The organism is Alitiscatomonas sp. (assembly GCF_037242085.1).
GTDB classification, from domain to species: domain Bacteria; phylum Bacillota; class Clostridia; order Lachnospirales; family Lachnospiraceae; genus Alitiscatomonas; species Alitiscatomonas aceti.
In genome coordinates, this window is the sequence record NZ_JAXXBR010000028.1 from 1 (window position 1) to 23912 (window position 23912).

Genomic DNA, 23912 nt, shown 5'->3' on the forward strand with positions numbered 1-23912 from the left:
ATCGATCAGGCATCCTTGAGCTTGCTGAGAAACGCATTTGAGTTTGCATTGAGAGAAACCAAAAAGGAAAACAAGGAAATATACAATCCTCACAAAAATAAGGGGTGATATCGTTTGGAGAGTACCGACCACAAATCCAGGCGGCTAATCCGATATTATGTCCGGCTGACTGGGACGAGGAACCCAGTTACGATTGCAAAGGCCGCCGGGATCCGGATCGCCATTGTCCCTCTGGGTAACATCCTGGGGAATTACAAACTCATAAAGCGAAAGCGCTGGATCTTTGTAAATTCGGACATACCGGTGGACAGCCCGCTGTTTCTGGTTATCGTGGCGCATGAACTTGGCCACGCACTTCTCCATCGGAAGGAGAATTGTGCCTTTATAAAAAATAAAACCCTGTTATTGACATCGGGGATTGAGCGGGAAGCTAACCGGTTTGCGGCTGAGCTGCTCATTGATGACGATATGATATCCGAATATAGGGGGTGTACCATTGAGCAGTTTTGTAGCTGCACCGGATACCCAAAAGAGCTGATCGAATTAAGATTAAAATAAAAATAGGGGGCGCTATGAAAAAGTTAAAAATTATCGGCATATTTCTTTTTGGACTTCTTTCCTTTGTTGGAATTTCCCAACGTGACATCCCCGGCGGAGAAAACAACCTCTATGCAGGAGTCGCATGCCTGTTTTTATCTCTACTGCTTCTTTTTTCACTTAGAAAAAAGAAAAATATTCCTGACAAAAGCGAAGTTTTTCTCCCTCCACAGGATGTGTCGGGTTTAAATGAGACAAAAGAAATACCTCCTTCGGATCACGAAGAGGAATACTGTAACCCCAAAATGGAACATGTCAACAGTATTCGCACCGTATCATTATTTTTAAAATGGTGTAAAAAACACCCCCGCATTTTATGTACGGAACAATACCCCTCTTACATGAATTATAGCTGGGGGATAGAAAATCCTTTGCAGTTTCATAAACAGCTAATCCAAGAGGGGTATCTTGTCGAAATGGATTTAAACCAGAAACTTAAGGCTTTAAAAGTAGTTGACCTGAGAGATATTTTGAGATCACAGAATTTACCTGTGAGTGGAAAAAAACAAGAATTAATTGACAGGATACTGAAGCACGCAGATTTATCATTAATTTCCCTAAATGGAGAGAATCAAAAAGAATACTGTTTATCCTCAAAAGCACTCGACTTTCTGTCTAAATGCGATGATATAACATCTCTGGAAATTGGACGCTCTGATATAGAGAGCTATGAAATGGATGGAGTGGAAAAGTATGAGATCCTTTCTGCACTGGATGACAAGACCTGTGAAATCTGTGGAGAATTGGACGGAAAAATATTCCTCGTAGAAAATGCTGTTATAGGACTAAATTTTCCACCATTTCATGCCGGATGCCGGTGCACCACAGTCCCCCACTATGATGATACTCCGACCGAAGGTCTCACCAGGGTGGCCAGGGATCCGGAGACGGGAAAGACCATAGAGGTACCTGGAGATATGACCTATAAGGAATATAAAGAAAAGTATTTATAAGCTCCTCTGCTCACAGGCGGAGCAATTTCAAAGAGGGGGATATCCGAAGGAAATGATCGAATTAAGATTAAGATAAAAATAGGGGGTACATGTATGAAAAGAAAATGGTATTTACAGACGTGGTTTATTGGAGCTCTACTCTTCCTATGGCCTTTTGTTATTCCCGGTATAGCGGGCATAATTCTTTTAATTTTGCAGTACGCAAATGACAGGAAATTATGGCAGAATTACTCAAACCTGGAAAGTCAGTCCCATAAATACGATGCCACAAAAAATGACTTAGATCAATTACAAGAGCAGTATGCGTCCCTTGAAAAGATGCTCACGCCAGAAATGAAAGACGCACGAGAATTACAACTCCTCATCAGTAATTTACAATCTGAAAAGGAATCCGAATTATCTGAACTTGAACAGATCCATCGGGATACAAAAGCAGCTGTGGCCCAAAAAGAACAAGACCTACAACGCTTTGATAGGGAAATTGCCAATCGGAAAAAGCAAATTATCCAGTTGGATGACGAAATTCTTGTTCAGGAATTTGGATTATATAAACCACAATATAACTTTGCGTCCGCTCTTGACTACAAAGAGAAACTCGAGCAAATACGCGCACGGCAAAAAGAGTTAATAAAACAGAAATCTGCTGTTGTCGGAAATACAAACTGGGAAGTTAATGGGAGTAAGGCGCAAGGAAGAAAGATGGTTAATGATACTCAAAAGTTGCTTTTACGTGCTTTCAACAATGAATGCGACGATCTGATTTCTCGTGTGAAGTATACTAACTTCGACGCTTCTCTGGATAGAATTTATAAATCGGCGGATACAATTTCCAAATTAGGGACTGTTATGGGAATTTCTATTAATCAAAACTATCTTAATCTGAAAATTAAGGAGCTCCGCTTAGCTTTTGAATATGCCCAGAAAAAGCAGCAGGAGAAGGAAGAACAGAAGGCTGCCCGTGCTGAACAGAGAGAACAGGCCCGCATCCAGAAAGAAATTGATGAGCAACGTAAGAAAGTCGAGAAGGAACAGAGCCATTACCAGGCGGCCTTTAAACGATTACAGCAACAGCTCGAACAGTCCCCTGAAAATGCAGACCTTTTAGCCAAGAAAACTGAACTGGAGAATCATCTCCTGGATATTGATAAAGCATTAGCTGACATTGATTACCGACAGGCAAATATGCGGGCGGGATATGTGTACATCATCTCCAATATCGGTGCTTTTGGAGAGAATGTATTTAAAATTGGGATGACCAGGCGACTCGATCCCCAAGATCGTATCGATGAGTTGGGGGATGCGTCCGTCCCATTTAACTTTGATGTCCATGCAATGATCTTTTCGGATGATGCGCCGGCACTCGAAAATGCGTTACACAAAGCCTTTGAAGATAGAAAATTAAATATGGTAAATCAGCGACGTGAATTTTTTAATGTTACATTAGATGAAATAAAAGAAGTTGTAAAGAAAAACTTTGATAAAACAGTGGAATTTGTTGATGTTCCTGATGCTGAGCAATACCGCGTAAGCATGAAAATGAAATCCACCAGGAAACAGGCATCCTAACATTTTTCTTTTAAAACAGGAAAACCGCCCGGTGTTACCAGCACCAGACGGCTTCCATAGATTTCTCTTACCAGGATCTCCCGGAAAGATATATCAGATTAGACACCTGGATTATATCATCTCCGGAGCGCTCTGGCAAGGGGCGTATTTTTTATACCCAACACCCATACAATCTATACGAGGAGATGATGTAATGACAAGCACTACTGCCCTTAAGGTCGGCGCCGCCTATATCCGGGTCAGCACTGACGGCCAGATGGACCTGAGCCCTGAGTCCCAGCTGGAGTCCATTGTCCAGTATGCCAAGAGCAGCCGGATCGTGATCCCGAAAGAATACATCTTCATGGAATCCGAGGGACGGAGCGGGAAAAAGGCCGACAACCGGCCGGAATTCCAGCGCATGATCGCCACTGCCAAGACTACCCCAAAGCCCTTTGACTGTATCCTGGTCTGGAAATTTTCCAGATTTGCCAGGAATCAGGATGAAAGCACCTTCTACAAGGGAATGCTGCGGAAAAAGCTGGGCATCGATGTGATCAGCATCTCGGAACCGGTCCTGGATGGTATGTACGGCCGTCTGATTGAAATGATCATCGAATGGCAGGATGAGTTTTACTCTTACAATCTGGCCCAGGATGTCACCCGCGGCATGAAGACCAAGGCCCAGAACGGAGGGTACCAGTGCCGCCCGCCCCTGGGATACCGGATCCCGTACCACAATGCGACCCCGGAAATCGTTCCGGAGGAGGCAGAAATTGTCCGGATGATCTTTGACCGGTATGTAAACCACAAGATGAGCATCTTTGCCCTAACCCGGTATCTGAATAGCCTCGGCCTTAAAACCAGCCAGGGAAAGCCCTTTGAAAAAAGGTCCCTGGAATATATCCTCCAGAATCCTGCCTATGCCGGGATCGTCCGGTGGAACAGGACCTGCAACGAGACCAATGAGATCCGGGACCGGTCTGAGTGGATCGTGACCAAGGGGACCCACCCGGCGATCATATCCGAGGAGCTGTATAACCAGGCGATGCTCCGGTTCGAGTCCGAGTACCGGCCGAAAAACGCAAAACCGGCCGAAGTGACAAAGCACTGGCTCTCCGGTATGCTCAAATGCTCTGCCTGCGGCCGTACTCTCTCCTCCTGTGTACGTCACACGAAGTCCGGAGACCATTATTCTTTCCAGTGCTATGGCTATCTGAAAGGCAAATGCCGGGCCAGCCACTATGTCACTGAAAAAGATATCGCCGCGGCGGTATTGAACGCCCTACAGGAGGTCCTGGAGGCCGGAACCGTCGATTATGAGGTTAAGTCCGTGGTAAAAGCTGAGGACAGCCATGAAATGGAACTGCTGAAAAATATGGTAGACCGGCTGGAACTGAAGGAGAAGCGGGCGAAGGCAGCCTATATGGACGGGATCGACTCCCTGGAGGAGTACAAGCAGAATAAACTCCTGATCCAGAAGGAGCGGGAGACCCTGGCCGAATCCTTAAAGCAGCTGGAAGCGGCCGGGCCGGAAGAGAACGCAGACAGCGGCAGCCAGGAACGGCAGATGCTGGATCACATCCGGTCCGTTACCGACATACTGCGGTCTGATCGCTTTTCTGCTCTCCAGAAAAATGTCGCTCTCCGCAGCATCGTAGACCGGATCGTTTTCCACAAAGATACCATGCACATCGATGTTTTCTATTATTTAAAAGAACAGAGCCGGGAGCAGGATCCCCGCAACCCCGCATAAAACCTAGCTTTTTTGATGTGTATACGCAAAAGCAAAAAGGTCATCCACCCCGGACACGTCACCTGTCTCCCATCGCAGTACTGGGTCAGGATCGGCTGCTTCACCTCCGGCCTGGACAGATAATTGTCAAAAATATCATCCACCACAACAGAAATGGATTCATAGATGTTGCGGCCATAGATCCATTTATGGTCATAGGCGGTGGACGAGGTAATGGTAAAATCGTATCCCTGGTTCCTGTACCATTCCGTGTATACACGATTCAGGGTAAAGGACATGATGGCCAGCACATTGGCTATTATGGATGATTTTGGCCAGGTGGCATAGATCTCACTGGACGCTACATTTTTAATATAATCCCTGTATGGAACGTAATAGTCGGGGGCCGATGCGTTGGTGGGGACACCGTCATGGACGATCACCGTCTGGGGGACCACTACCCGGGAAAGGACGATCTCACCGCTTCCGGTCACAGGCTTGATCTCACCCTCTACGATCTTAGGCGGATAATTTCCGTATAAAGTGTGATCGGGGATCGTAATATCCTCTTCTCCTCCAAGATCCGCCGCCGGGATCATCCTGGCCGGCTGGATCGCTGTGGCGTCTGCCAGGATCTCTGTTCCGGAGATCACCAGAGGTTCGTATCCCGGCGCTGTGATGCGGATCGTATATTCTGCGTAAGGCCTCTCCCCGGACGGAGCCAGGCTAAGCTCCGCCGGAGGGGCTTCCAGAGCCACATTTTCTGTCTGGCCGGAGCTGTCTGTCCTCACTTCCTCCAGAATCTCCTCCGGCGTCTCTGTCTTTGATATGGAGATGCTGGCATCTGTGACCGGAAAATTATTTGTATCTGAAACCACATCTACCTGCAGATAACCTTGTGCCATGTCTGCCTCATAATAAAGAATGTTAGGATAGCATATGCGCCAGGACGGATGGAGTTTCCCTGTCAAATAGAAAGAATCATTCAAAAAAACAAAAAAATTTCAAAAAAGGGCTTGTGTAAATGATCCTTTTGTGGTAGTATATAGGCACTGGGGCATTAGCGCAGTTGGGAGCGCGTTTGAATGGCATTCAAAAGGTCGTGGGTTCGAATCCCATATGCTCCACTTTTTCTTTTTTGCAGATATGGTTCATCGGTAGAACGCTAGCTTCCCAAGCTGGAAAGGCGGGTTCGACTCCCGTTATCTGCTGTATCAGACCTCTTATAGTTGTTGAAAGATCCAATAACTATAAGGGGTTTTTTCATCTGTTCTTCCCAGCCCGTCTCCCATCCTGGGTTTCTCTGTAACTTCCAGCCCATAAAAAGGCCTCCCGCTGCACCATACAGCGAAAGGCCTTTTTTCATATCGGGGGTGATTTCCAGTCTTATTTTTTGAATTTTGTCAGGGATACTACGAGGGCTGTACAGCCAACGAGACCGATGACGTTGGGAAGAACCATGAGCTGGTTGAACATATCGGACAGAGCCCATACCAGATCAGAAGAGGTGGTGGTTCCCAGGAAGATAAAGATCAGAGAGATGATCGTATAAACGGTCACGCCCTTCTTGCCAAACAGGTACTCCGTATTTACCTTACCGAACATATTCCAGCTGAGGATCGTGGAGAACGCGAAGAAGAACAGAGCGACTGCCACGAATTTCGCACCCAGATCCGCACCAAACACAACGCCGAAGGCGGTCTGGGCCAGGTTCGTGTTGTTAAGCACATTTACGATCTCTCCGGTGTAGCCTGCTGCTAAGGGGCCATCGGGAGTGTAAAGCGTACAGATCACGATCAGAGAGTTTAAGGTAAGAACTACGAAGGTATCGATGAAAACACCGATCATAGCCACACAGCCCTGCTCGTGGGGCTCTTTTACGTTTGCCTGTGCATGAGCATGAGGTGTGGAACCCATACCAGCCTCATTGGAGAACAGGCCGCGCTTTGCACCCTGGCTGATGGCTGCCTTTAATGCAGTACCAAAAGCACCGCCGACGATGGCCTGGGGCTGGAAGGCATATTTGAAGATCATCCCAAAAGTTGCCGGAACATACTGGATCCTTGCGATCAGGACAACAACGCCGCCCAGAAGGAATACAGCTGCCATGATGGGAACCAGCTTCTCCGTAACGGAAGCAAGACGCTGAACGCCGCCAACGAAAATAAATCCACATACTGCTACTAAAATGATACCAACGATCCAGGACGGAACACCAAAGGCTGTGCTGAAAGTAGAGCCGATGGAGTTGGACTGTACCATACAGCCGGTAAAGCCCAGAGCCAGGATGATGGCAATGGCGAAGAAGGCTGCCAGGAATTTTCCAAGGCTGCCCTGGAAAGCAGTGCGGATGTAGTAAACAGGTCCGCCAAGATACTGACCGTCTTCATTTTTCACACGTGTCTTCTGGGCTAAAACTGCCTCGGCATAAATGGTCGCCATACCGAAAAACGCGATGATCCACATCCAGAAAATAGCTCCAGGACCGCCGGTCAGGATCGCACCAGAGGCGCCGACGATATTACCGGTACCAACCTGGGCAGCGATGGCTGTGGCCAGCGCCTGGAAGGAGCTCATTCCGCTCTCATGCTTCTTGCCGCTTAAAGTCAGGTTTCCGAATACCCGCTTCATACCTTCTCCAAAGCAGCGTACCTGAACGAATTTCGTCTTGAAGCTGAAGTACAGGCCGGCTCCCATAAGAAGGAATACCAGGATATAGTCAGACAGATATCCATTAATGGTATTCACGATAGGCAGTAAGGTGTCAGTTAATGCTTGCATAGTATTTCCTCCTATTATTGCATAATGTGATCCCGGCAGGAGCCGGAATCCTTACAGCTTTGCTGGTCTGGAGTTCCAGACCATAGGGGACATATGTATACAATAAAATCTTAAAATCTCCCCCTGCGGAATGCATATTCCGGCGTCTGGATCACCAGGCAGCCTTCCGTATCCTACCCCTCGGATACCTTTTTTCTATGTATCTGCATTTCCGTATAGATTTTATCGATTACATATTTAATATACCATGTTGCACAAATGATGTCAATTTATTACCATCTGTTTTTATTGGTTTTTCTTTATTATTTTTACTTCATCTTTAATTTTTTTATATTTTTTTAACATATTTGACTGCAAAATTCACGGATGCCATGGCATCTTTGCAATACGCGTCGGCGCCGATGGAATTGGCATACTCCTCTGTGAGTACCGCGCCGCCCACCATGATTTTAGCCCAGGGTGCCTTTTCCCTTAAAAGCCGGATGGTCCTCTCCATGGCAGGGACCGTGGTTGTCATAAGGGCGCTCAGCCCCACCACAGGGACATGGCCTTCCACAGCGGCGGCGGCAATGATCTCCGGCGGCACGTCTCTCCCCAGATCCATCACCTGGAACCCATAATTTTCCAGCAGGACCTTTACGATGTTTTTTCCGATATCGTGGATATCTCCCTTGACTGTGGCCAGGATCACCGCGCCCCGATTCTCCCGCTCCACTCCGTCTTTTGTCATCTTTTCCTTCATGATACCAAAGGCAGCCCGGGCAGCTTCAGCGCTCATTAAAAGCTGCGGAAGGAACACAGTTCCGGCCTCAAAGCCCTTTCCCACCTCGTCCAGGGCCGGGATCATCTCCCGGTTTATTACGGTCAGGGCATCTGCTGAAAGGAGGGCATTCCGGGCTGCCGTTTCAGCCGCCTGGATCATCCCCTTCTTTATGCTGCGCTTTAAAGGAGTCTCTGCCGGATCTCCTTCCAGCGCTGCCGGACCATAGGGACCTCCGGAACTTTCAGTTTCCCCAGTTCCCTGAGATCCGTTTTTCCGGATTCCAGCCGCCGCTTCCTTCCGGGCCTCCTGTTCTGCCTTCCTGGCCGCCTCCTCCTGCCCGTATTTTTCCACGTAGCCAGAGCAGTTCTCATCCATCCCATGGAGGACCAGAAAGCTCTTATAAGCGGCCGCCATGGCCGGGAGGCCAGGATTGATGATCGCCGCAGACAGGCCGTTTTCCAGCGCCAGCAGAAAGAACGCAGAATTGATATGCTCTCGCATGGGAAGGCCAAAGGATATGTTGGACACGCCCAGCACGGTTTTTCCTCCCAGCTCCTCCTTGACCCGTTTTACAGTCTCCAGGGTGGTCATGGCCCCGTTCTTATCCGAGCTCACAGCCATGCACAAGGCATCCACCAGGATATCCTTCTTCTCAATACCGTAGGAGGCCGCCGTCTCGTAAATCTTTTTCGCCACTGCAAGCCTTCCGGCCGCCGTTTCCGGGATCCCGTTTTCATCCAGGCACAGGGCCACCACCACGCCTCCGTACTTCCGCACCAGCGGGAACACCGCCTCCATGACCTCCTTCTTTCCGTTGACAGAGTTGACCATAGGCTTTCCGTTATAGATCCGCATGGCCTGTTCCATGGCCTTTACGTCTGAGGTATCGATCTGCAGCGGCAGATCTGTTACGCTCTGGAGCTCTCTTACGGTCTCTGTCATCACTGCCGTCTCATCGAGGCCGGGAAGTCCCACGTTCACGTCCAGGATATCCGCCCCATTCTCCTCCTGGGAGGCGGCCATGTTCAGGATATACGCCATATCCCGGTCCTTCAGGGCCTGCTTAAGCCTGGGTTTTCCCGTGGGGTTGATCCGCTCTCCGATGATCACAGGCCTTTCGCCCAGGATCACCGCCTGCCCGTAAGAGGAGACCACCGTCCGGTCCTTTTTTTCCACCGGAAGCAGAGGAAGCGGACCGCAGACCTCTCTAAGTCTCCGGATATGCTCCGGCGTGGTCCCGCAGCAGCCGCCAAGGACCGAAACTCCGCATTCCGCCATGGCCTTCATGGCCTGGGCAAAGCCGCAGGCATCGATGTCATACACGGTCCGCCCGTTCTCGCTCCTGGGAAGGCCGGCATTGGGATTTACCATCAAAGGAAGGGATGAGACGCTCCTTAAATGCTTCATGAACGGCAGCAGCTGGACCGGGCCCAGACCACAGTTCAGGCCTATGACGTCCGCTCCCAGCCCCTCCAGGAGGGCGGCCGCCGTTTCCACCGTTCCTCCCGTGAGCATTTTCCCCTTTTCGTCCAGAGTCACTGTGGCGAACACCGGAAGGGATGAGACCTCCTTGGCTGCCAGCACCGCTGCCTTTAACTCATAGCTGTCTCCCATGGTCTCAATGACGATCAGATCGGCTCCTGCCCGGACTCCGGCCTCCACCACCTCTTTATACGCCTTACACGCATCCTCGAAATCCAGATCCCCGCAGGGGGCCAGAAGCCGCCCCGTGGGCCCCAGATCCAGGGCCGCATATCCATGCCCGGCCTCCTTTACAGCCTCCTTTGCCAGGGAAACGCCCGCCGTTACAATGGATCCCAGGCTGTATCCTTCGTCTTTCTTATATTTGAACCCGTTGGCCCCAAAGGTATTGGCTGTCACCACATCGGCCCCGGCCCTTAAGTATTCCAGGTGGATCTCCTTCACGGCCTCCGGATGAGAAAGGTTCCATGTCTCCGGCAGCTCTCCCGGCAGAAGTCCCCACTCCTGGAGCATGCTCCCCATGCCTCCGTCAAAAAAGATCCGCTTCCGCTTCAGTTCATCCCTGATATCCATCTGTCTTTACGTCTCCCTTCCCTGTCCCAGGCTCCTCCTGTACGGACAGTCCTTTTTTTCACATGCCTCGCACCCTTCTGTCCGGCAGAAGCCCTTTACCGGACTGATCCCGATCACCGCCGTCACGGATTTGGACGGCATCATAAGGCCTCCCTCTGTCAGAGTGATCCCCAGGCGCTTCCCGGCCTCCAGCCCTCCCAGAAGGTCCTTCTGGACGCTTAACGGGAAATCTCCGTAGCCCGGAGAAAATCTTGGCCGCAGGTAAAGCCCCTTTTCCTCATATTCCTTTCGCCAGGACTCAAAATTCCTGTCACAGACCTCCTCGATCAGAGCCGCTGCTGCCGCCTGCATGACCACAGCCCTGGCCATAAAAAGCTTCCCGTACTTAAGGAGCAGACGGTCCACTCCCGTCCCCAGGGTCGCCGCCATCACAAGAACCCGGGCGCAGCCGCCCAGGTTCTTTAAAAGACTTCTGCTGGAGGTCTGGAAACAGCCGCAGTCCAGGCTCCCGTCCCGCACCGTCACCGGAAACTCCCGTACACAAATCCGCTCTTCTGATACCCGCAGGAGCTCTTTTATACATTCCTCTGCCAGTTCTCCTGTTTCCTCATCCGGGATCCGGTTCCCATATCCCAGATACCGGAACACCTCGCTCCTGCGGACCCTGTCCTCCATCATACCAGGATCTCCGATAAGCTGCTCTTGATCTGCTCCGCCACATCCGGCTTGTTCATGGAATAGATATGGATGGCATGGATCCCGTTGGCCACCAGATCGATGATCTGGGATACGGCATAGGCGACGCCCGCCTGCTTCATGGCCGCCGGATCGTCCCCGAACCTGTCTAACAGCATTTTAAAACGGGTGGGAAGGACCGTTCCGGACATGCTGAGGATCCGTTTCATCTGCTTTGCGTTTGTTACCGGCATGATCCCGGCCACCACCGGCACGGCGATCCCAGCCTCCCGGATCCTGTAAAGGAAGTTGTAGAACAGATCGTTGTCAAAAAACATCTGGGTCGTCAGGAAGCTGCAGCCTGCGTCCACCTTTTCCTTCAGATACCGGATGTCCTCTGCTTTATTCTTCGATTCGGGATGGCCCTCTGGATAGCAGGCGCCGCCGATGCAGAAATCTCCCATGGCCGCCAGCTCTGCCGCCAGGTCACTGGCGTGGCTGTAATCCTTTTCCACATGACCGTCCGAAGGGATATCCCCCCGGAGCGCCAGGATGTTTTCGATCCCGTTTTCCCTGAGCCGTTCCACCACGCCCATCACATGCTCCCTGGTGGAGGAAACACAGGTCAGATGGGCCATGGACGTGACTCCGTATTTTTTCGCCAGGCAGGCCGCCAGGTCCGCCGTATACTGGCTGGTGCCGCCGCCGGCCCCATAGGTGACGCTCATAAACGACGGGGAAAGCCTGGCGATCTCCACCGCCGCCTGCTCCACGGTCTCATATGCGCTCTCTTTTTTGGGAGGGAACACTTCAAAGGAAAGAACTGGTTTTTCCTGGGATAAGATTTCTGTGATCTTCATATCTTCTGCCTGCCTTTAGTCATTTTCTGTAATGAAGGTATGCTATCACAAAAATGCGTCCCTGTCTAATATAGAAAAAATACGTCTTGTTAAAGGTTTTTCCTATATCAAGTTGTTCTATACCAGGACCTTCTCCAGCTCCTCCAGATATTTCTGCCCCAGGGGACTTAAGGCTGCCCCCTTCCGTTTCAGATATCCGATGGTCATGGTCTCCTCCCCTTCCAGAAGGACCGCACAGTAATCGGAGCCGTTGAGCTCCTCACAGATGATGCCGGAGCAAAGGGTATAGCCGCAGAGACCCACCATCAGGTTTAAAATGGTGGCCCGGTCGCTGACCTTAATGGAGCGTTTGTAATCATAGGTACTGAGGACCTCCTCCGCAAAATAGAAGGAATTATACTGGCCCTGCTCAAAGGAAAGGCAGGGATATGGCTCCAGGTCCTCCATGGAGATCCTCGTTCTCCCAGCCAGGGGATGGCCCTTCCACATATATACATATACGCCGCAGTCCATCAGCAGCTCAAATTCCAGATCCATGGTGGAAAACAGCTTATAAAGCACCCGCTTATTGAATTCATTGACATAAAGGATCCCGATCTCGCTCCGGAAGTTTTTCACATCCTCGATCACTTCATAGGTGGTGGTCTCCCGCACTGCAAACTCGTATTCCTCCATGCCAAACTGCTTCACCATCCCGATGAAGGCACTGACCGCAAAGGTATAATGCTGCATGCTGACGGCAAATTTCTTCTTCACGTCCTTCTTTTCCACGTACCGGGACTCCATCAGCTCATACTGCTCTGTCACCTGCCTTGCGTATCCCAGGAACTCTTTGCCCTCCTCTGTCAGGATCACGCCCCTGTTATTTCTTAAAAATATCTCGATCCCGATCTCCTTTTCCAGCTCTCTGAGGGCCTGGGACAGACTGGGCTGGGAAATAAAGAGCTTTTTTGCCGCCTCGTTCATGGAGCCTGTGTCGGCGGCGGCGATCACATAGCGAAGCTGGGTCAGAGTCATAGTACACCTCCTGTTTTTCCTCCTATGATACACGAAAATCCATGGAAAAAAAAGAGAATTGTTGGAAATTGGCAGAAAGTATGGTATGATAGGGATACTATATCAAAAAGGGAGGCAAAATTATGAGCAAAGTCATATCCATCAGCCGGGAATTCGGCAGCGGCGGACGGGAGATCGGCTACCGCCTTGCAAAAAAGCTGGGGATTCCTTTTTATGATAAAGAGATCATCTCCATGGCCGCCGAAGACAGCAATATCTCCGAGGAAATCTTCCATGCCAATGATGAAGTGATCGGCCATAAAGAACGGATCGACTACCAATACGCCGTGATCGATCCCTTCTCTTCCACCTATGAGGTGCCCGTTTCTGACCAGCTCTTTGTGATCCAGTCCCGGATCATCAAAAAAATGGCCAGTCTGGGCCCCTGTGTCATCATCGGACGCTGCTCGGATGTGATCGTGGAAGACTCGTTCTCCGTGTTCATCTGCTCCAGCTTAAAAAAGCGGGTGGAACGGCTGCTCTCCCTGGAACAGGATGAGACTGTGGATGTAAAAAAAATGGAAGCAAGGATCCGTACCATCGACCAGAAGCGCCGGGATTACTACCAGTATTACAGCGGCAATGAATGGGGAAAGCCGAAGAATTACGATCTTTGCTTAAACAGCGGACGGCTGGGGATCCAGAAGTGTGTGGATATTGTTTCCAGCATGGTCTCTCTCACTTAAAACCGTTACGCTTTAAACAATTAAATTTTCTGTTGACAAAAGGGACCATCCGCTGTATGATGGTTTCCAGAACATGAGATTTCAGAAAGGACGCAGCAGATCATGAAGAATACCGCATGGAACGCTTCTTATTATTTCTTCTATTCTTTTCCGGGTTATTATTATAGCGCGGACTGCTTTTGCTGCGGAAAACAAACCTCTCCCGATTTCTCTTAAAGATTTCCGAAAACCAGGAGCCGGTGTTTGCATTCCCAGCAGACGCCGGTTTTTTCATGTCATAGGAATTTCAACCAGGAGGAAAACGAATATGATCATTATCTTAAAACGAAATGCCAATCCGGAGAAAGTAGAGATCCTGAAGCAGGAGCTTGAGCACAAGGGCTTTAAGCTCCATCTTTCCCAGGGAACCCAGACCTCCCTCATCGGCCTCATCGGCGACACCACATCGATCCATGAGGACTGGCTGAAGGCCATGGACGTGGTAGAGGATGTACGCCGGATCCGGGAGCCCTATAAAAAGGCCAGCCGGTCCATGCACCCGGAAAATACTGTGGTGGATGTCTGCGGCCAGAAGATCGGCGGCGGGCACTTCCAGGTCATTGCCGGTCCATGCTCCATCGAGACCAGAGAGCAGATCACCCAGGTGGCCGAGGATGTAAAGCGCTCCGGAGCCCGTCTTTTACGGGGAGGGGCCTTCAAGCCCAGGACCTCCCCCTATGCTTTCCAGGGACTCCATGAGCAGGGCCTGGATCTTCTTCTGGAGGCCAAAAAAGCCACGGGACTCCCAGTGGTCACAGAGATCATGAGCGCCGAGCACCTTCCTCTTTTTGAAGATGTGGACGTGATCCAGGTGGGAGCCAGGAATATGCAGAACTTCGAGCTTTTAAAGGAGCTGGGAAAGATCCGGAAGCCCATCCTTTTAAAGCGCGGCCTGGCCAACACCCTGGACGAGCTTTTAATGAGCGCCGAGTACATCATGGCCGGAGGAAACGAAAACGTCATCCTCTGCGAGCGGGGAATCCGCACCTTTGAGACCTCCACCAGAAATACCCTGGATATCTCCGCCATTCCCATGTTAAAGCAGAAGACCCATCTGCCGGTGATCGTGGATCCCAGCCATGCATCCGGGATCCGATTCATGGTAGAGCCCCTGGCCCTGGCAGCCATTGCCGCCGGAGCCGACGGTCTGATGATCGAGGTCCATAATGATCCGGAGAAGGCTCTCTGCGACGGAGCCCAGTCCTTAACTCCCCAGATGTTCGACACACTGATGAAAAAGATCCAGCGGACCGTGGATTTCTTCCGGATCCTGGACTGATACCCCATAAAAACAGCTATGACGGTGCCGATTGGCGGCTGTCATAGCTGTTTTCGCAGGTTCTGTTTTCCGATACATAATGGCTGTGTCGGGATCGGTTCTGGAGCGTGAAATTCTCAGCATCCGGTCCTGCCGTCTGCCTGGCCCCAGGGCTTTGGGCATATACGGCAGTTTTTTCCAGATATACCCAAAATTCCGGGGAAAACCGCCGGATTTTCCTTAAAGATCCAGATTTTTTGGGTATTGGAGAAAAAAGCACCGTTTTATGCCCAAAAGCGCCATCTATACCCTGTATAGGTATGTGCAGAATAAACTTTCATCCCTGGCAGCCTGTCTGCCCCTCAGTCCATCGCCTGGATCTGACAGACAGCTGCCGCAGTCCTCATTGGAGACGGCGAGGAGCTGCACACAGTATCTGGCCGGTATCCCAGTTAAGGACGGCTTTTCCATGCTGTAAACAAGAAGGAAGTCCGATTGCGGGCTTCTCCGCCTGCGGCGGGACGCTTCTGCGGCATAATTCCCTTCCGCCGCATGGCGATCCCCGCGGAGCGTTTTTTATGTCATGGGACGCACTTTCCTATGACATAGAAAAAAGCCCTTGACTTGCAAGGGCTTCAGCGGAGACGGTGGGATTCGAACCCACGTGCCGGGTATTAGCCGGCAAACGCATTTCGAGTGCGCCGCGTTACGACCGCTTCGCTACGTCTCCGTATACTTATGGGACAGACGGCCCGGAGTCTCCAGACCGCTGTTCCCTATTATACACGATATTTCTTCTTTTGTGTAGTGGAAAATCGAATTTTTTTCATTTTTTATTCTGCAGCTCCCCCGAAATACGAATCCACAGCCGCCGCGATCCCGGCCACCAGCTTATCCTGGTAGCTTTCGTCCTGAAGCCACCGGTCCTCGTCGGGATTGCTTAAAAATCCCGCTTCCACCACAGCCACCGGGATCTGGCTCCAGTTGATCTCGCCGGAATTGTCCACCTCCTGGACCCCGCGGTTTTTCGTTCCCGTCTGGGCGCAGATGTTGTCGATGATGGACTTGGCCAGCCGGTAGCTCTGGTCGTGGAGCTCCGCGTTATAGGGGTTCTGGGCCGTCATGCACATCCCCAGAGCGCCGTAAACGCTGGAGTTTTCCATGGAATTGGCATGGAGCCGGATGAAGATCTCCGCCTCACTGTCGTTGGCCATAGCTGACCGCTGGGAATTACTTAAGTTTACGTCATGTCCGGTACGGATCATCACCGTATGGTAGCCCCTGGCCTTCAGCTCCTTCTCCAGCTTTTTTGCCAGCGTCAGGGTCAGCTCATATTCCTTTACGCCGGATACGGCCCCCACGCCGCCCTGGGGCATTTTGGCCTTCATGGTTTCAGAGCCTGGGCCGATGGGCTCCTTTTCTGCATTGGGCTTGGCCTGGTGTCCGGCGTCAATGGCCACCGTATGGCCATTCCAGGGCACCTCTGCCTGGGCCTCAGCCGCCCGGCCGGATGCATCTGCCGGAACCGCTCCGGCTCCATCCACAGCCGGCTGGGGATCTTCCCCGGAGCTTCCGGGTGCGCCCTCCGGCCCCGCCTGGGGTTCCGCAGAACTGTCTTTTGCCGTCTGGGGTTCTGCTTCCGGGGCATCCGTCTCCTCTATCCATACCTCTACCAGATCCGAGGCCACATAGGCGGTCTTGCCGTCATACTCCACCTGGCTCCACTCTTCGTTATAGCCAATCCGCCGGAGCTTTTCCCCATTCTTTAACTGGACGTAGATCCTGGCGTCGGCCCGGTCCTCTTTTCTCACATTTAAAAGGTCCGCCTTTACCACCACGGTCTCATCCACAGGCTGGTACTTTTCCGTCTCCGGTTCTGCTGCTGCCGCTTCCTCCGGGCTGCTCTCCACGGCCTCTGTCCCGTCCTCTTCTGCCGCTGTCTCTCCCATGGTGATGACGGTCATATCCTCTGTCCCGGAAGCCGCTTCCGTTTCTGTTTCCAGCTCCATGGTCTGGTACCGGTTCATGCCGCCGCAGCCGGAAAGAAGAGCCGTCCCCAGGACGCACACCAGAAACAGGCGGAGGAGTTTCCGCCCTTTTATACGTTCTTTCACAGGATGGTCCCTCCTCCGAATATATGATCATTTTCATAAAATACTACGGCCTGTCCCGGGGTGATGGCCCGCTGGGGCGTTTCAAACCGGCATTCCACGGTCCCGTCCTCCCGTTCCCGGATCAGGCAGGGCGCGCCCTTATGGCTGTAACGGATCTTGGCCATGACTCGGCGCTCCTCACCGTGAAGGCCGTCTTCCGCCATCCAGTTGAGCCCGCCGCAGACCAGGAAATCGGAAAACACATCGTCCCCTTCCCCGATGACCACCTCGTTGGTTTCCGGACGGATCCCGGTGACGAATACGGGATGGCCCATGGAAAGGTTCAGTCCCTTTCTCTGGCCCACCGTATAGTGGGTGATCCCCTTGTGGCGTCCCAGGATCTTCCCTTCCTTATCCACAAAGTTTCCGGCTCCCGGCACCTCTCCGGCCGACCGCTGGATGAAGGCCGCGTAGTCGTTATCCGGGATAAAGCATATCTCCATGCTGTCCTTTTTCTTTGCCACGGGAAGCCCCATGTCCTCTGCCATCTGGCGGATCTCCTCTTTTGTGAAGTCCCCCACCGGCATCAGAGTCCGCGCAAGCTGGTCCTGGGTCAGGTTATAAAGGGCATACGTCTGGTCCTTCTGGGCCGTCACGGAATTCCTCACCGTATACCGGCCGTTGGGCAGCTTAAGGATCCGGGCATAATGGCCCGTGGCGATATAATCCGCCCCGATCTCCAGGCTCCTGGACAAAAGGGCCTCCCATTTCACATACCGGTTGCAGGCAATGCATGGATTGGGCGTCCTCCCGTGAAGATACTCTTCCACAAAGTAATCCATCACCGCAGCCTTGAATTCCTTCCGGAAATTCATCACATAATACGGGATCCCCAGGCTCCAGGCCACCTTCCGGGCGTCCTCCACGGCGGTCAGGCCGCAGCAGCCCCCGTTTTCCGCTGTCTCCTCCGGATCCTCATCCTGCCAGATCTGCATGGTCACTCCGATCACATCGTAGCCCTGCTTCTTTAAAAGGCAGGCGGCGACCGAAGAATCGACGCCGCCGGACATGCCTACTACTACCTTTTTTCCCATTCCTTAATATTCCTCGTCCTCATCGTGCTCGCTGATATCAGACTTGGGCTTTTCCAGACCCTGGATCTTGATTCCGTGCTTCTCTGCATAATCCCACAGGGCCGCATGGATCGCCTCCTCCGCCAGCAGAGAGCAGTGTACCTTCACCGGCGGAAGACCGTCCAGAGCCTCCATCACCGCCTTATTGGTCACCTGCATGGCCTCCTCAATGGTCTTTCCCTTTACCATTTCGGTGGCCATGCTGCTGGTGGCCACAGCCGCACCGCAGCCAAAAGTCTTGAATTTGCAGTCCCGGATCATATGGGTCGCATCGTCGATATCTAAGTAGATCCGCATGATATCTCCGCATTTGGCATTTCCCACAGTTCCCACGCCGCTGGCGTTTTCGATCTCTCCCACGTTTCTCGGATGCTCAAAATGGTCCATTACTTTATCTGAATACATATATTTTCTCCTTTTCTCTCCTGTTTTACTGGTTTTCCTTCTTTTCTCTGCTCTTTACAAAGTCCTCGTAAAGGGGCGACATGGAGCGGAGCCGCTCCACGATCCGTTTCAGCTGGTCCACCGTATAGTCGATATCCTCCATGGTGGTCTCTTCCCCTAAGGTCAGACGGAGGGAGCCGTGGGCGATCTCATGAGGCAGTCCGATGGCTAAAAGCACATGGGACGGATCCAGGGACCCGGAGGTGCATGCCGAACCGGAGGAGCCGCAGATCCCGGCCATGTCTAACATGATCAGAAGAGATTCTCCTTCAATAAACTGGAACGAAAAGTTGGCATTGTTGGACAGTCTCTGGGACGGGTGGCCGTTGAGCCGTACATAAGGGATCTCCGTCATGACCCTATGGATCAGATGATCCCGGAGCTCTGTCTCTTTTTTCTTATTTTCTTCCATGGAAGCCAGGGAAAGCTCCACAGCCTTTCCAAGCCCCACGATCCCCGGCACGTTTTCCGTACCGGCCCGGCGCTTTCTCTCCTGTGCGCCGCCGTGGATAAAGGATCGAAGCTTCAGCCCCTTCCGGATATAAAGGAAGCCCACGCCCTTGGGGCCGTTGAACTTGTGGGCGCTGGCGCTGAGCATGTCGATATGAAGCTCATCCACGTTGATGGGCTCGTGGCAGTAGGCCTGGACCGCGTCCGTATGGAACAGGATGCCGTGCTCCTTTGCCACTTCGCCGATCTCCCGGATGGGCTCGATGGTACCGATCTCATTATTGGCGAACATCACGGAGATCAGGATCGTATCCGGACGGACCGCCTTTTTTAACGCGTCCACGCTGACAACTCCGTTCTCATCCACCGGAAGATACGTTACCTCATATCCCAGCTTTTCCAGATACTGGCCGGTGTGGAGGACAGCATGGTGCTCGATCTGTGTTGTGATAATGTGTTTCCCCTTGGAAGCGTAGGCCTCAGCCGCCGCCTTTAACGCCCAGTTATCGGCTTCGGTGCCGCCGTTGGTGAAATAGATCTCATTTTCACTGGCACCCAGGGATCCTGCGATCACTTCTCTTGTGTGGGCCATTGCCTTTTTGCACGGTGTGGAAAAATCGTACACCGAAGAGGGATTTCCATAGTGCTCCGTAAAATACGGGAGCATCGCCTCCACGACCTCCGGGCGCACCCGGGTGGTGGCTGCGTTGTCAAGATAAATTACCTTCTTCATAAATCCGCCTTTCCGTAAATACAGGTTAAAAGCCTCATCTACTCTATATTTTTTATTTCTGCCCCCGTTTCCGGAGGCTATCCTACATTATATATGATACTCTCTGGTTTTTTCAACTGATATTGGCAGATTTAAGAAAAAAATAATAATATCGAGAATCATTTTCACATATACTGTGGCAAATCTTCTCCTCGCGGAGCGCCCCATGCACTCTTATTTCAAAAACCATACCCTGGCGGCCGGAGCCCTCCTCCTTACCCTGACCGGCATTGCCTCCAGGATCCTGGGATTCTTTTACCGTATCTTCCTGTCCCGCACCATCGGAGCCGAGGGCCTGGGCGTTTACCAGATGGTCTTTCCCATCTACGGCATCTGTTTTTCCATCTGCGCCGGTTCCATCCAGACGGCCATCTCCCGTTTCACCGCTGCCGACCGGGACCGGGCTGGAAGGACTCTCCTTGCCGGATTTATCATCTCCTTTTCACTGGCCCTGGGACTGGCTGCCGTCATCATCCGCTTCTCCGGCTTCCTGGCGTCCCAGGTACTGATGGAGCCCCGGTGCGCGCCCCTGCTCCCGGCCATGGCCCTGGCCATTCCGTGCACGTCCGTCCATGCCTGCTTATGCGGCTGGTATTACGGAAAAGAAAAGGTACAGGTCCCGGCCCTTTCCCAGATGGTGGAGCAGTGCATCCGCATCTTCACCGTCTTTCTCATTGCCAGGATCTGGGAGGAACAGGGGAGGCCGGTGACGGTCCTGGCGGCTGTGGCCGGCCTGGTGGCCGGGGAGGCCGGCTCCGCCCTTTTTACGCTGCTTTCCTTTCTTCTTTTTGGAAATAGGAAAAAAGACGGGCCATCCGTTTCCGGACGCCCCGCCCCCTCTTCTGTCCTCACAGCCGCAGCCCCGCTCCTGGCCATGGCCCTGCCCCTCATGGGCAACCGGCTGGTCATGAACCTTCTCCAGAGCCTGGAGGCCATTCTGATCCCCGTCCGCCTGGAGCTTTCCGGCCTTTCCCGGTCCCAGGCCTTAAGCGTCTATGGTGTCCTCACAGGAATGGCCCTGCCCTTTGTCATGTTCCCCTCGGCCATCATAAACTCTCTGGCAGTGGTCCTCCTGCCTTCGGTGGCCCGTCACCAGTCCCTGGGAAACCGCTCCGGGATCCTGAAAAATATCGCCCTGTCCTTCCGGTACAGCGCCTATATGGGGGTCCTGTGCATCGGGATCTTCACATCCTTTGGAGATTCCCTGGGGCTCCAGGTGTTTAAGAGCGCCGAGGCCGGAAGCTTCATCTCCATCCTGGCCTGGCTCTGTCCCTTCCTTTATCTGTCCACCACCATGGGGAGCGTATTAAACGGCCTGGGAAAGACCTCCGTTACCTTTCTCCACAACCTGGTCTCCCTGCTGGTACGCCTGGCCTTTGTGTTTTTCGGGATCCCCCGGGCCGGGATCCGTGCCTGCCTCTGGGGTATGCTGGCCGGAGAGCTGGTCCTCTCCCTCCTTCATCTGTACTCCTTAAGAAGGCTGGTCCGGTATGCTCCCAACGCCTGGGCGGTGATCGTAAAGCCCTCGTTCTGCCTGGCGTCAGCCCTGGGGATCTTCTCCCTATTCCCGGATCCGCTGCCCCTTCCCGGCAGCCTGCCTCCCTTTTTCGGCACCGTCCTCCAGATCGGGCTGGTCTGCACCGGATATCTTCTATTTTTGCTGCTGTTCCACAAAAGGCCGGATCACTCGTCAAATTCCACGGTCACATAAAAGCCCCGGTCGTTTTCCACGATCTTTTTTACCACGCCCTGGCGGCTTTTTAACCGCTCGTTAAACTTAAAAAGCCCCGACATGGCCACCGCCGGCTCGATCATATAGTTGACGTTCACCGGCGACACCGACTCGCTCACCTCCACGGTCTGGCCCTCCTCCACCAGGCCGGGCCGTTCCATTTTAAAAACGATCTCCCGCATCCTTATCCTTCCTTTCCACGATGTCCCTTATGGGTACAGAATACGGGCCGGGGGCGCTTTCCTCCTGCGCTCCTCCAGCCCGTCCCGCTGCTTTTACACGTTATTTTCCTTCATAGATAATGGCTGATTCCACATCATAGCCAGCCAGCTTTTCCCGGCCCTTGAGGCCCGCTAACTCCATGATGAAGCAGATCTTCACCACCTGGCCGCCCAGCTTTTCCACCAGCTTTGCAATGGCCTCCACCGTGCCTCCGGTGGCGATCAGATCGTCGATGATGACCACCTTCTGGCCGGGTTTAATGGAATCTGCGTGCATCTCGATGGTCCCTGTGCCGTATTCCAGCTCATAATCCATAGAAACCGTCTCCCGCGGCAGCTTTCCCGGCTTTCTTGCCAGGATAAAGGGCTTGTGGAGCTCATAAGCCACGGGCATCCCGAAAATAAAGCCACGGGACTCGGCTCCCACGATCACATCAAAATCCACATCCTTTACCATTTCCAGGAGCTGGTCAATGGCCAGATGAAGGCCCTCTCCATCCTGTAAAATGGATGTCACATCCCTGAAAATGATCCCGGGACTGGGAAAATCCGGGATGCTGATCACATAATCTTCCAGTTTTTTCATTGTTCCTTCCGTCCTTTCCGGGAGTCCCGCGTTCCTGCCGCCGGTTCCTCCTGCTACGCCCTATCATAGCACAATTCATTTTTCCTGACAACCGGCATATTCTCCGGCCTGTCCCCATATAATGTCTGCGGGGCGTTCCCTCCCGTTCTGCATCAGGGCCGGGAACTCTGCCCCGCAAATCCCTGGAGGAGAGTGTATGCCATGAAACCGTTCCATATAACAAAAGCGTCTGTCATCATCGTGATACAGCTTCTGGTCCTGTCCTTTCTCACCCTTTCCCTGGGCTTAAAAAGCCGGGAAGCAGCCTCGGAGACGTATTTCCTTTCAGAACAGGACGACAGCGCGCCCCCTGGGGAAGAAAAGGAAAAGGACTTCATCCGCTGGGTGGATTTCACCGTCCCGGCAGAGGTCATGGAAAAGGCCTTCCGCCTGGATATCAACACCTGTCAGGCTCCGGTCCACCTGGACTGGATCCAGCTCCTGGCATTTTTAGGCGCGCGGTACGGCGGCGATTTTTCCAGGTTCCGCCAGGCCGATCTGGATTCCCTGGCCGAAGCCTTAAAAAACGGCACATCCATGGATACGCTGGCAGAGGGCCTGAAATATTATCCCTATTATAAAGAAGCCTACGGCGCAGTCCTGGGCGGCATGGTGGGCTATTTTGAACAGGAGGCAGGACCGGAAGAGGCCACGCCAGAAACAGCCGGACCGGAGCAGGCTTCCACGGAAGAGACTGGATCCGGGGATCCATCCGGGACCTGGGTCACCAAATACGGGCTCAAGGCCTTTTCCCCCATCGCCAGAGACTTCCCATACAGCGACTATGACGACTTCGGCGTTTCCCGCTCCTACGGCTACAAGCGCCGCCATCTGGGCCACGACATGATGGGCCAGGTGGGGACTCCCATCATCGCCGTGGAATCCGGCACCGTGGAGGCCCTGGGCTGGAACCAGTACGGCGGCTGGCGCATCGGCATCCGCAGCTTCGATAAAAAACGGTATTATTACTACGCCCATCTGAGAAAAAATTATCCCTACCAGAGCTGTCTCTCAGAAGGCAGCGTGGTCACTGCCGGAGATGTGATCGGCTACCTGGGCCGCACCGGATACAGCTCCACGGAAAACACCAACAACATCGACACGCCCCATCTCCATTTCGGCCTCCAGCTGATCTTCGATGAATCCCAGAAGGAAGGGAACAACGAGATCTGGATCGATTGTTATGAGCTGGTAAAATTCCTGCGGATGAACCAGAGCCAGGTGGCAAAGGTGGAGGGGACAAAGGAATGGGAACGGGTCTATGACCAGCGGGAGCCGGAGGGATAAAGCCCCTTAGCAGTCTCCCCGCTTAATGGCCTCCACCTGCTCCACCACCAGCTTTACATAATCGCCCAGGGGCAGATCCTGGCAGCCCACCACAAAATGCTGGCACCGGTTCACCGGGATCAGCACCTTTTTCGCCTGGCTCTGGCCCAGGG

At 52.7% G+C, this 23912-nt stretch carries 19 protein-coding genes, 3 tRNA genes and 1 pseudogene; 10 read left to right on the forward strand and 13 right to left on the reverse strand.

Going from position 1 to position 23912, the window contains the following annotated elements; translation table 11 throughout:
- The first annotated feature begins 114 nt into the window (after positions 1-114).
- The 4 genes from WIH05_RS00735 to WIH05_RS00750 all read left to right on the forward strand — a co-directional run bounded on the left by WIH05_RS00735 (position 115) and on the right by WIH05_RS00750 (position 4851).
- Positions 115-558 carry an ImmA/IrrE family metallo-endopeptidase gene (locus WIH05_RS00735; protein ID WP_337424833.1) on the forward strand — a complete coding sequence of 148 codons (444 nt, stop codon included), beginning with the start codon at positions 115-117 and terminating at the stop codon, positions 556-558.
- Between the two features lie 14 nt (positions 559-572).
- On the forward strand, positions 573-1550 hold the full coding sequence (locus WIH05_RS00740; RefSeq protein WP_337424834.1) for a minor capsid protein: 978 nt from the start codon (positions 573-575) through the stop codon (positions 1548-1550).
- Between the two features lie 93 nt (positions 1551-1643).
- Positions 1644-3116, forward strand: a complete 1473-nt coding sequence (locus tag WIH05_RS00745) for a DUF4041 domain-containing protein (RefSeq protein WP_337424835.1) — start codon at positions 1644-1646, stop codon at positions 3114-3116.
- 193 nt (positions 3117-3309) lie between these two features.
- Positions 3310-4851, forward strand: a complete 1542-nt coding sequence (locus WIH05_RS00750) for a recombinase family protein (protein ID WP_337424836.1) — start codon at positions 3310-3312, stop codon at positions 4849-4851.
- Between the two features lie 38 nt (positions 4852-4889).
- On the opposite strand, the pseudogene WIH05_RS00755 reads toward WIH05_RS00750, so the two are convergent.
- Positions 4890-5735, reverse strand: a pseudogene (locus WIH05_RS00755) (carboxypeptidase-like regulatory domain-containing protein); the annotation flags it as partial.
- A 149-nt stretch (positions 5736-5884) separates the two neighbouring features.
- Here WIH05_RS00755 and WIH05_RS00760 point away from each other — a divergent pair.
- Together WIH05_RS00760 and WIH05_RS00765 are read left to right on the forward strand one after the other, a co-directional pair.
- A tRNA-Ala gene (locus tag WIH05_RS00760) sits at positions 5885-5957 on the forward strand.
- A gap of 13 nt (positions 5958-5970) precedes the next feature.
- Positions 5971-6041, forward strand: a tRNA-Gly gene (locus WIH05_RS00765).
- A gap of 175 nt (positions 6042-6216) precedes the next feature.
- Here the strand turns inward: WIH05_RS00765 and WIH05_RS00770 are convergent.
- From WIH05_RS00770 to WIH05_RS00790, 5 genes are all read right to left on the reverse strand, one after another.
- On the reverse strand, positions 6217-7611 hold the full coding sequence (locus tag WIH05_RS00770; RefSeq protein WP_022273425.1) for a sodium:alanine symporter family protein: 1395 nt from the start codon (positions 7609-7611) through the stop codon (positions 6217-6219).
- A gap of 328 nt (positions 7612-7939) precedes the next feature.
- A complete protein-coding gene (locus WIH05_RS00775; protein WP_215652802.1) occupies positions 7940-10429 on the reverse strand; it encodes a homocysteine S-methyltransferase family protein in 2490 nt (829 codons plus the stop codon).
- 6 nt (positions 10430-10435) lie between these two features.
- The gene (locus tag WIH05_RS00780; RefSeq protein ID WP_215652890.1) at positions 10436-11104 is read right to left on the reverse strand and encodes a vitamin B12 dependent-methionine synthase activation domain-containing protein; all 669 of its coding nucleotides are present in this window, start codon (positions 11102-11104) and stop codon (positions 10436-10438) included.
- Positions 11104-11964 carry a methylenetetrahydrofolate reductase [NAD(P)H] gene (metF, locus tag WIH05_RS00785; protein WP_158358766.1) on the reverse strand — a complete coding sequence of 287 codons (861 nt, stop codon included), beginning with the start codon at positions 11962-11964 and terminating at the stop codon, positions 11104-11106. The genes WIH05_RS00780 and metF overlap by 1 nt, the downstream gene beginning before the upstream one ends.
- Before the next feature lie 117 nt (positions 11965-12081).
- Complete coding sequence (locus WIH05_RS00790) at positions 12082-12981, reverse strand: LysR family transcriptional regulator (RefSeq protein ID WP_158358767.1); 900 nt, start codon at positions 12979-12981, stop codon at positions 12082-12084.
- Between the two features lie 122 nt (positions 12982-13103).
- Between WIH05_RS00790 and WIH05_RS00795 the strand changes: the two genes are divergently transcribed.
- Positions 13104-13706 (forward strand): cytidylate kinase-like family protein, encoded by a 603-nt coding sequence (locus WIH05_RS00795; RefSeq protein WP_022273430.1) that lies wholly within the window; start codon positions 13104-13106, stop codon positions 13704-13706.
- Between the two features lie 307 nt (positions 13707-14013).
- Positions 14014-15024: a 3-deoxy-7-phosphoheptulonate synthase gene (aroF, locus tag WIH05_RS00800; RefSeq protein ID WP_215652803.1), complete on the forward strand. Its 1011-nt coding sequence runs from the start codon at positions 14014-14016 to the stop codon at positions 15022-15024.
- A gap of 618 nt (positions 15025-15642) precedes the next feature.
- Here aroF and WIH05_RS00805 read toward each other — a convergent pair.
- The 5 genes from WIH05_RS00805 to nifS all read right to left on the reverse strand — a co-directional run bounded on the left by WIH05_RS00805 (position 15643) and on the right by nifS (position 19856).
- Positions 15643-15733: transfer RNA gene (locus WIH05_RS00805), tRNA-Ser, on the reverse strand.
- A 103-nt stretch (positions 15734-15836) separates the two neighbouring features.
- Positions 15837-17117 (reverse strand): N-acetylmuramoyl-L-alanine amidase, encoded by a 1281-nt coding sequence (locus WIH05_RS00810; protein ID WP_337424837.1) that lies wholly within the window; start codon positions 17115-17117, stop codon positions 15837-15839.
- On the reverse strand, positions 17114-18190 hold the full coding sequence (mnmA, locus tag WIH05_RS00815; protein WP_022273433.1) for a tRNA 2-thiouridine(34) synthase MnmA: 1077 nt from the start codon (positions 18188-18190) through the stop codon (positions 17114-17116). Before mnmA ends, WIH05_RS00810 begins: the two co-directional genes overlap by 4 nt.
- 3 nt (positions 18191-18193) lie before the next feature.
- Complete coding sequence (nifU, locus tag WIH05_RS00820; RefSeq protein ID WP_022273434.1) at positions 18194-18634, reverse strand: Fe-S cluster assembly scaffold protein NifU; 441 nt, start codon at positions 18632-18634, stop codon at positions 18194-18196.
- A gap of 25 nt (positions 18635-18659) precedes the next feature.
- Complete coding sequence (gene nifS / locus WIH05_RS00825) at positions 18660-19856, reverse strand: cysteine desulfurase NifS (RefSeq protein WP_022273435.1); 1197 nt, start codon at positions 19854-19856, stop codon at positions 18660-18662.
- A gap of 205 nt (positions 19857-20061) precedes the next feature.
- Between nifS and WIH05_RS00830 the strand changes: the two genes are divergently transcribed.
- Positions 20062-21606, forward strand: a complete 1545-nt coding sequence (locus WIH05_RS00830; protein ID WP_337424838.1) for a polysaccharide biosynthesis protein — start codon at positions 20062-20064, stop codon at positions 21604-21606.
- Here WIH05_RS00830 and WIH05_RS00835 read toward each other — a convergent pair.
- Positions 21579-21809, reverse strand: coding sequence for a hypothetical protein (locus tag WIH05_RS00835; protein WP_022273016.1), 231 nt, complete (start codon positions 21807-21809; stop codon positions 21579-21581). The genes WIH05_RS00830 and WIH05_RS00835 overlap by 28 nt on opposite strands.
- 100 nt (positions 21810-21909) lie before the next feature.
- The gene (locus tag WIH05_RS00840) at positions 21910-22434 is read right to left on the reverse strand and encodes an adenine phosphoribosyltransferase (RefSeq protein ID WP_022273017.1); all 525 of its coding nucleotides are present in this window, start codon (positions 22432-22434) and stop codon (positions 21910-21912) included.
- A gap of 201 nt (positions 22435-22635) precedes the next feature.
- Here WIH05_RS00840 and WIH05_RS00845 point away from each other — a divergent pair, with 201 nt between their 5' ends.
- A complete protein-coding gene (locus WIH05_RS00845) occupies positions 22636-23760 on the forward strand; it encodes a M23 family metallopeptidase (protein WP_022273018.1) in 1125 nt (374 codons plus the stop codon).
- Positions 23761-23912 lie beyond the last annotated feature (152 nt).

Coding starts and splice junctions, on each gene's coding strand:
- WIH05_RS00740 (WP_337424834.1), top strand. CDS start 573: ATGAAAAAGTTAAAAATTATCGGCATATTTCTTTTTGGACTTCTTTCC.
- WIH05_RS00745 (WP_337424835.1), top strand. CDS start 1,644: ATGAAAAGAAAATGGTATTTACAGACGTGGTTTATTGGAGCTCTACTC.
- WIH05_RS00750 (WP_337424836.1), top strand. CDS start 3,310: ATGACAAGCACTACTGCCCTTAAGGTCGGCGCCGCCTATATCCGGGTC.
- WIH05_RS00770 (WP_022273425.1), bottom strand. CDS start 7,611: ATGCAAGCATTAACTGACACCTTACTGCCTATCGTGAATACCATTAAT.
- WIH05_RS00775 (WP_215652802.1), bottom strand. CDS start 10,429: ATGGATATCAGGGATGAACTGAAGCGGAAGCGGATCTTTTTTGACGGA.
- WIH05_RS00780 (WP_215652890.1), bottom strand. CDS start 11,104: ATGGAGGACAGGGTCCGCAGGAGCGAGGTGTTCCGGTATCTGGGATAT.
- metF (WP_158358766.1), bottom strand. CDS start 11,964: ATGAAGATCACAGAAATCTTATCCCAGGAAAAACCAGTTCTTTCCTTT.
- WIH05_RS00790 (WP_158358767.1), bottom strand. CDS start 12,981: ATGACTCTGACCCAGCTTCGCTATGTGATCGCCGCCGCCGACACAGGC.
- WIH05_RS00795 (WP_022273430.1), top strand. CDS start 13,104: ATGAGCAAAGTCATATCCATCAGCCGGGAATTCGGCAGCGGCGGACGG.
- aroF (WP_215652803.1), top strand. CDS start 14,014: ATGATCATTATCTTAAAACGAAATGCCAATCCGGAGAAAGTAGAGATC.
- mnmA (WP_022273433.1), bottom strand. CDS start 18,190: ATGGGAAAAAAGGTAGTAGTAGGCATGTCCGGCGGCGTCGATTCTTCG.
- nifU (WP_022273434.1), bottom strand. CDS start 18,634: ATGTATTCAGATAAAGTAATGGACCATTTTGAGCATCCGAGAAACGTG.
- nifS (WP_022273435.1), bottom strand. CDS start 19,856: ATGAAGAAGGTAATTTATCTTGACAACGCAGCCACCACCCGGGTGCGC.
- WIH05_RS00830 (WP_337424838.1), top strand. CDS start 20,062: ATGCACTCTTATTTCAAAAACCATACCCTGGCGGCCGGAGCCCTCCTC.
- WIH05_RS00835 (WP_022273016.1), bottom strand. CDS start 21,809: ATGCGGGAGATCGTTTTTAAAATGGAACGGCCCGGCCTGGTGGAGGAG.
- WIH05_RS00840 (WP_022273017.1), bottom strand. CDS start 22,434: ATGAAAAAACTGGAAGATTATGTGATCAGCATCCCGGATTTTCCCAGT.
- WIH05_RS00845 (WP_022273018.1), top strand. CDS start 22,636: ATGAAACCGTTCCATATAACAAAAGCGTCTGTCATCATCGTGATACAG.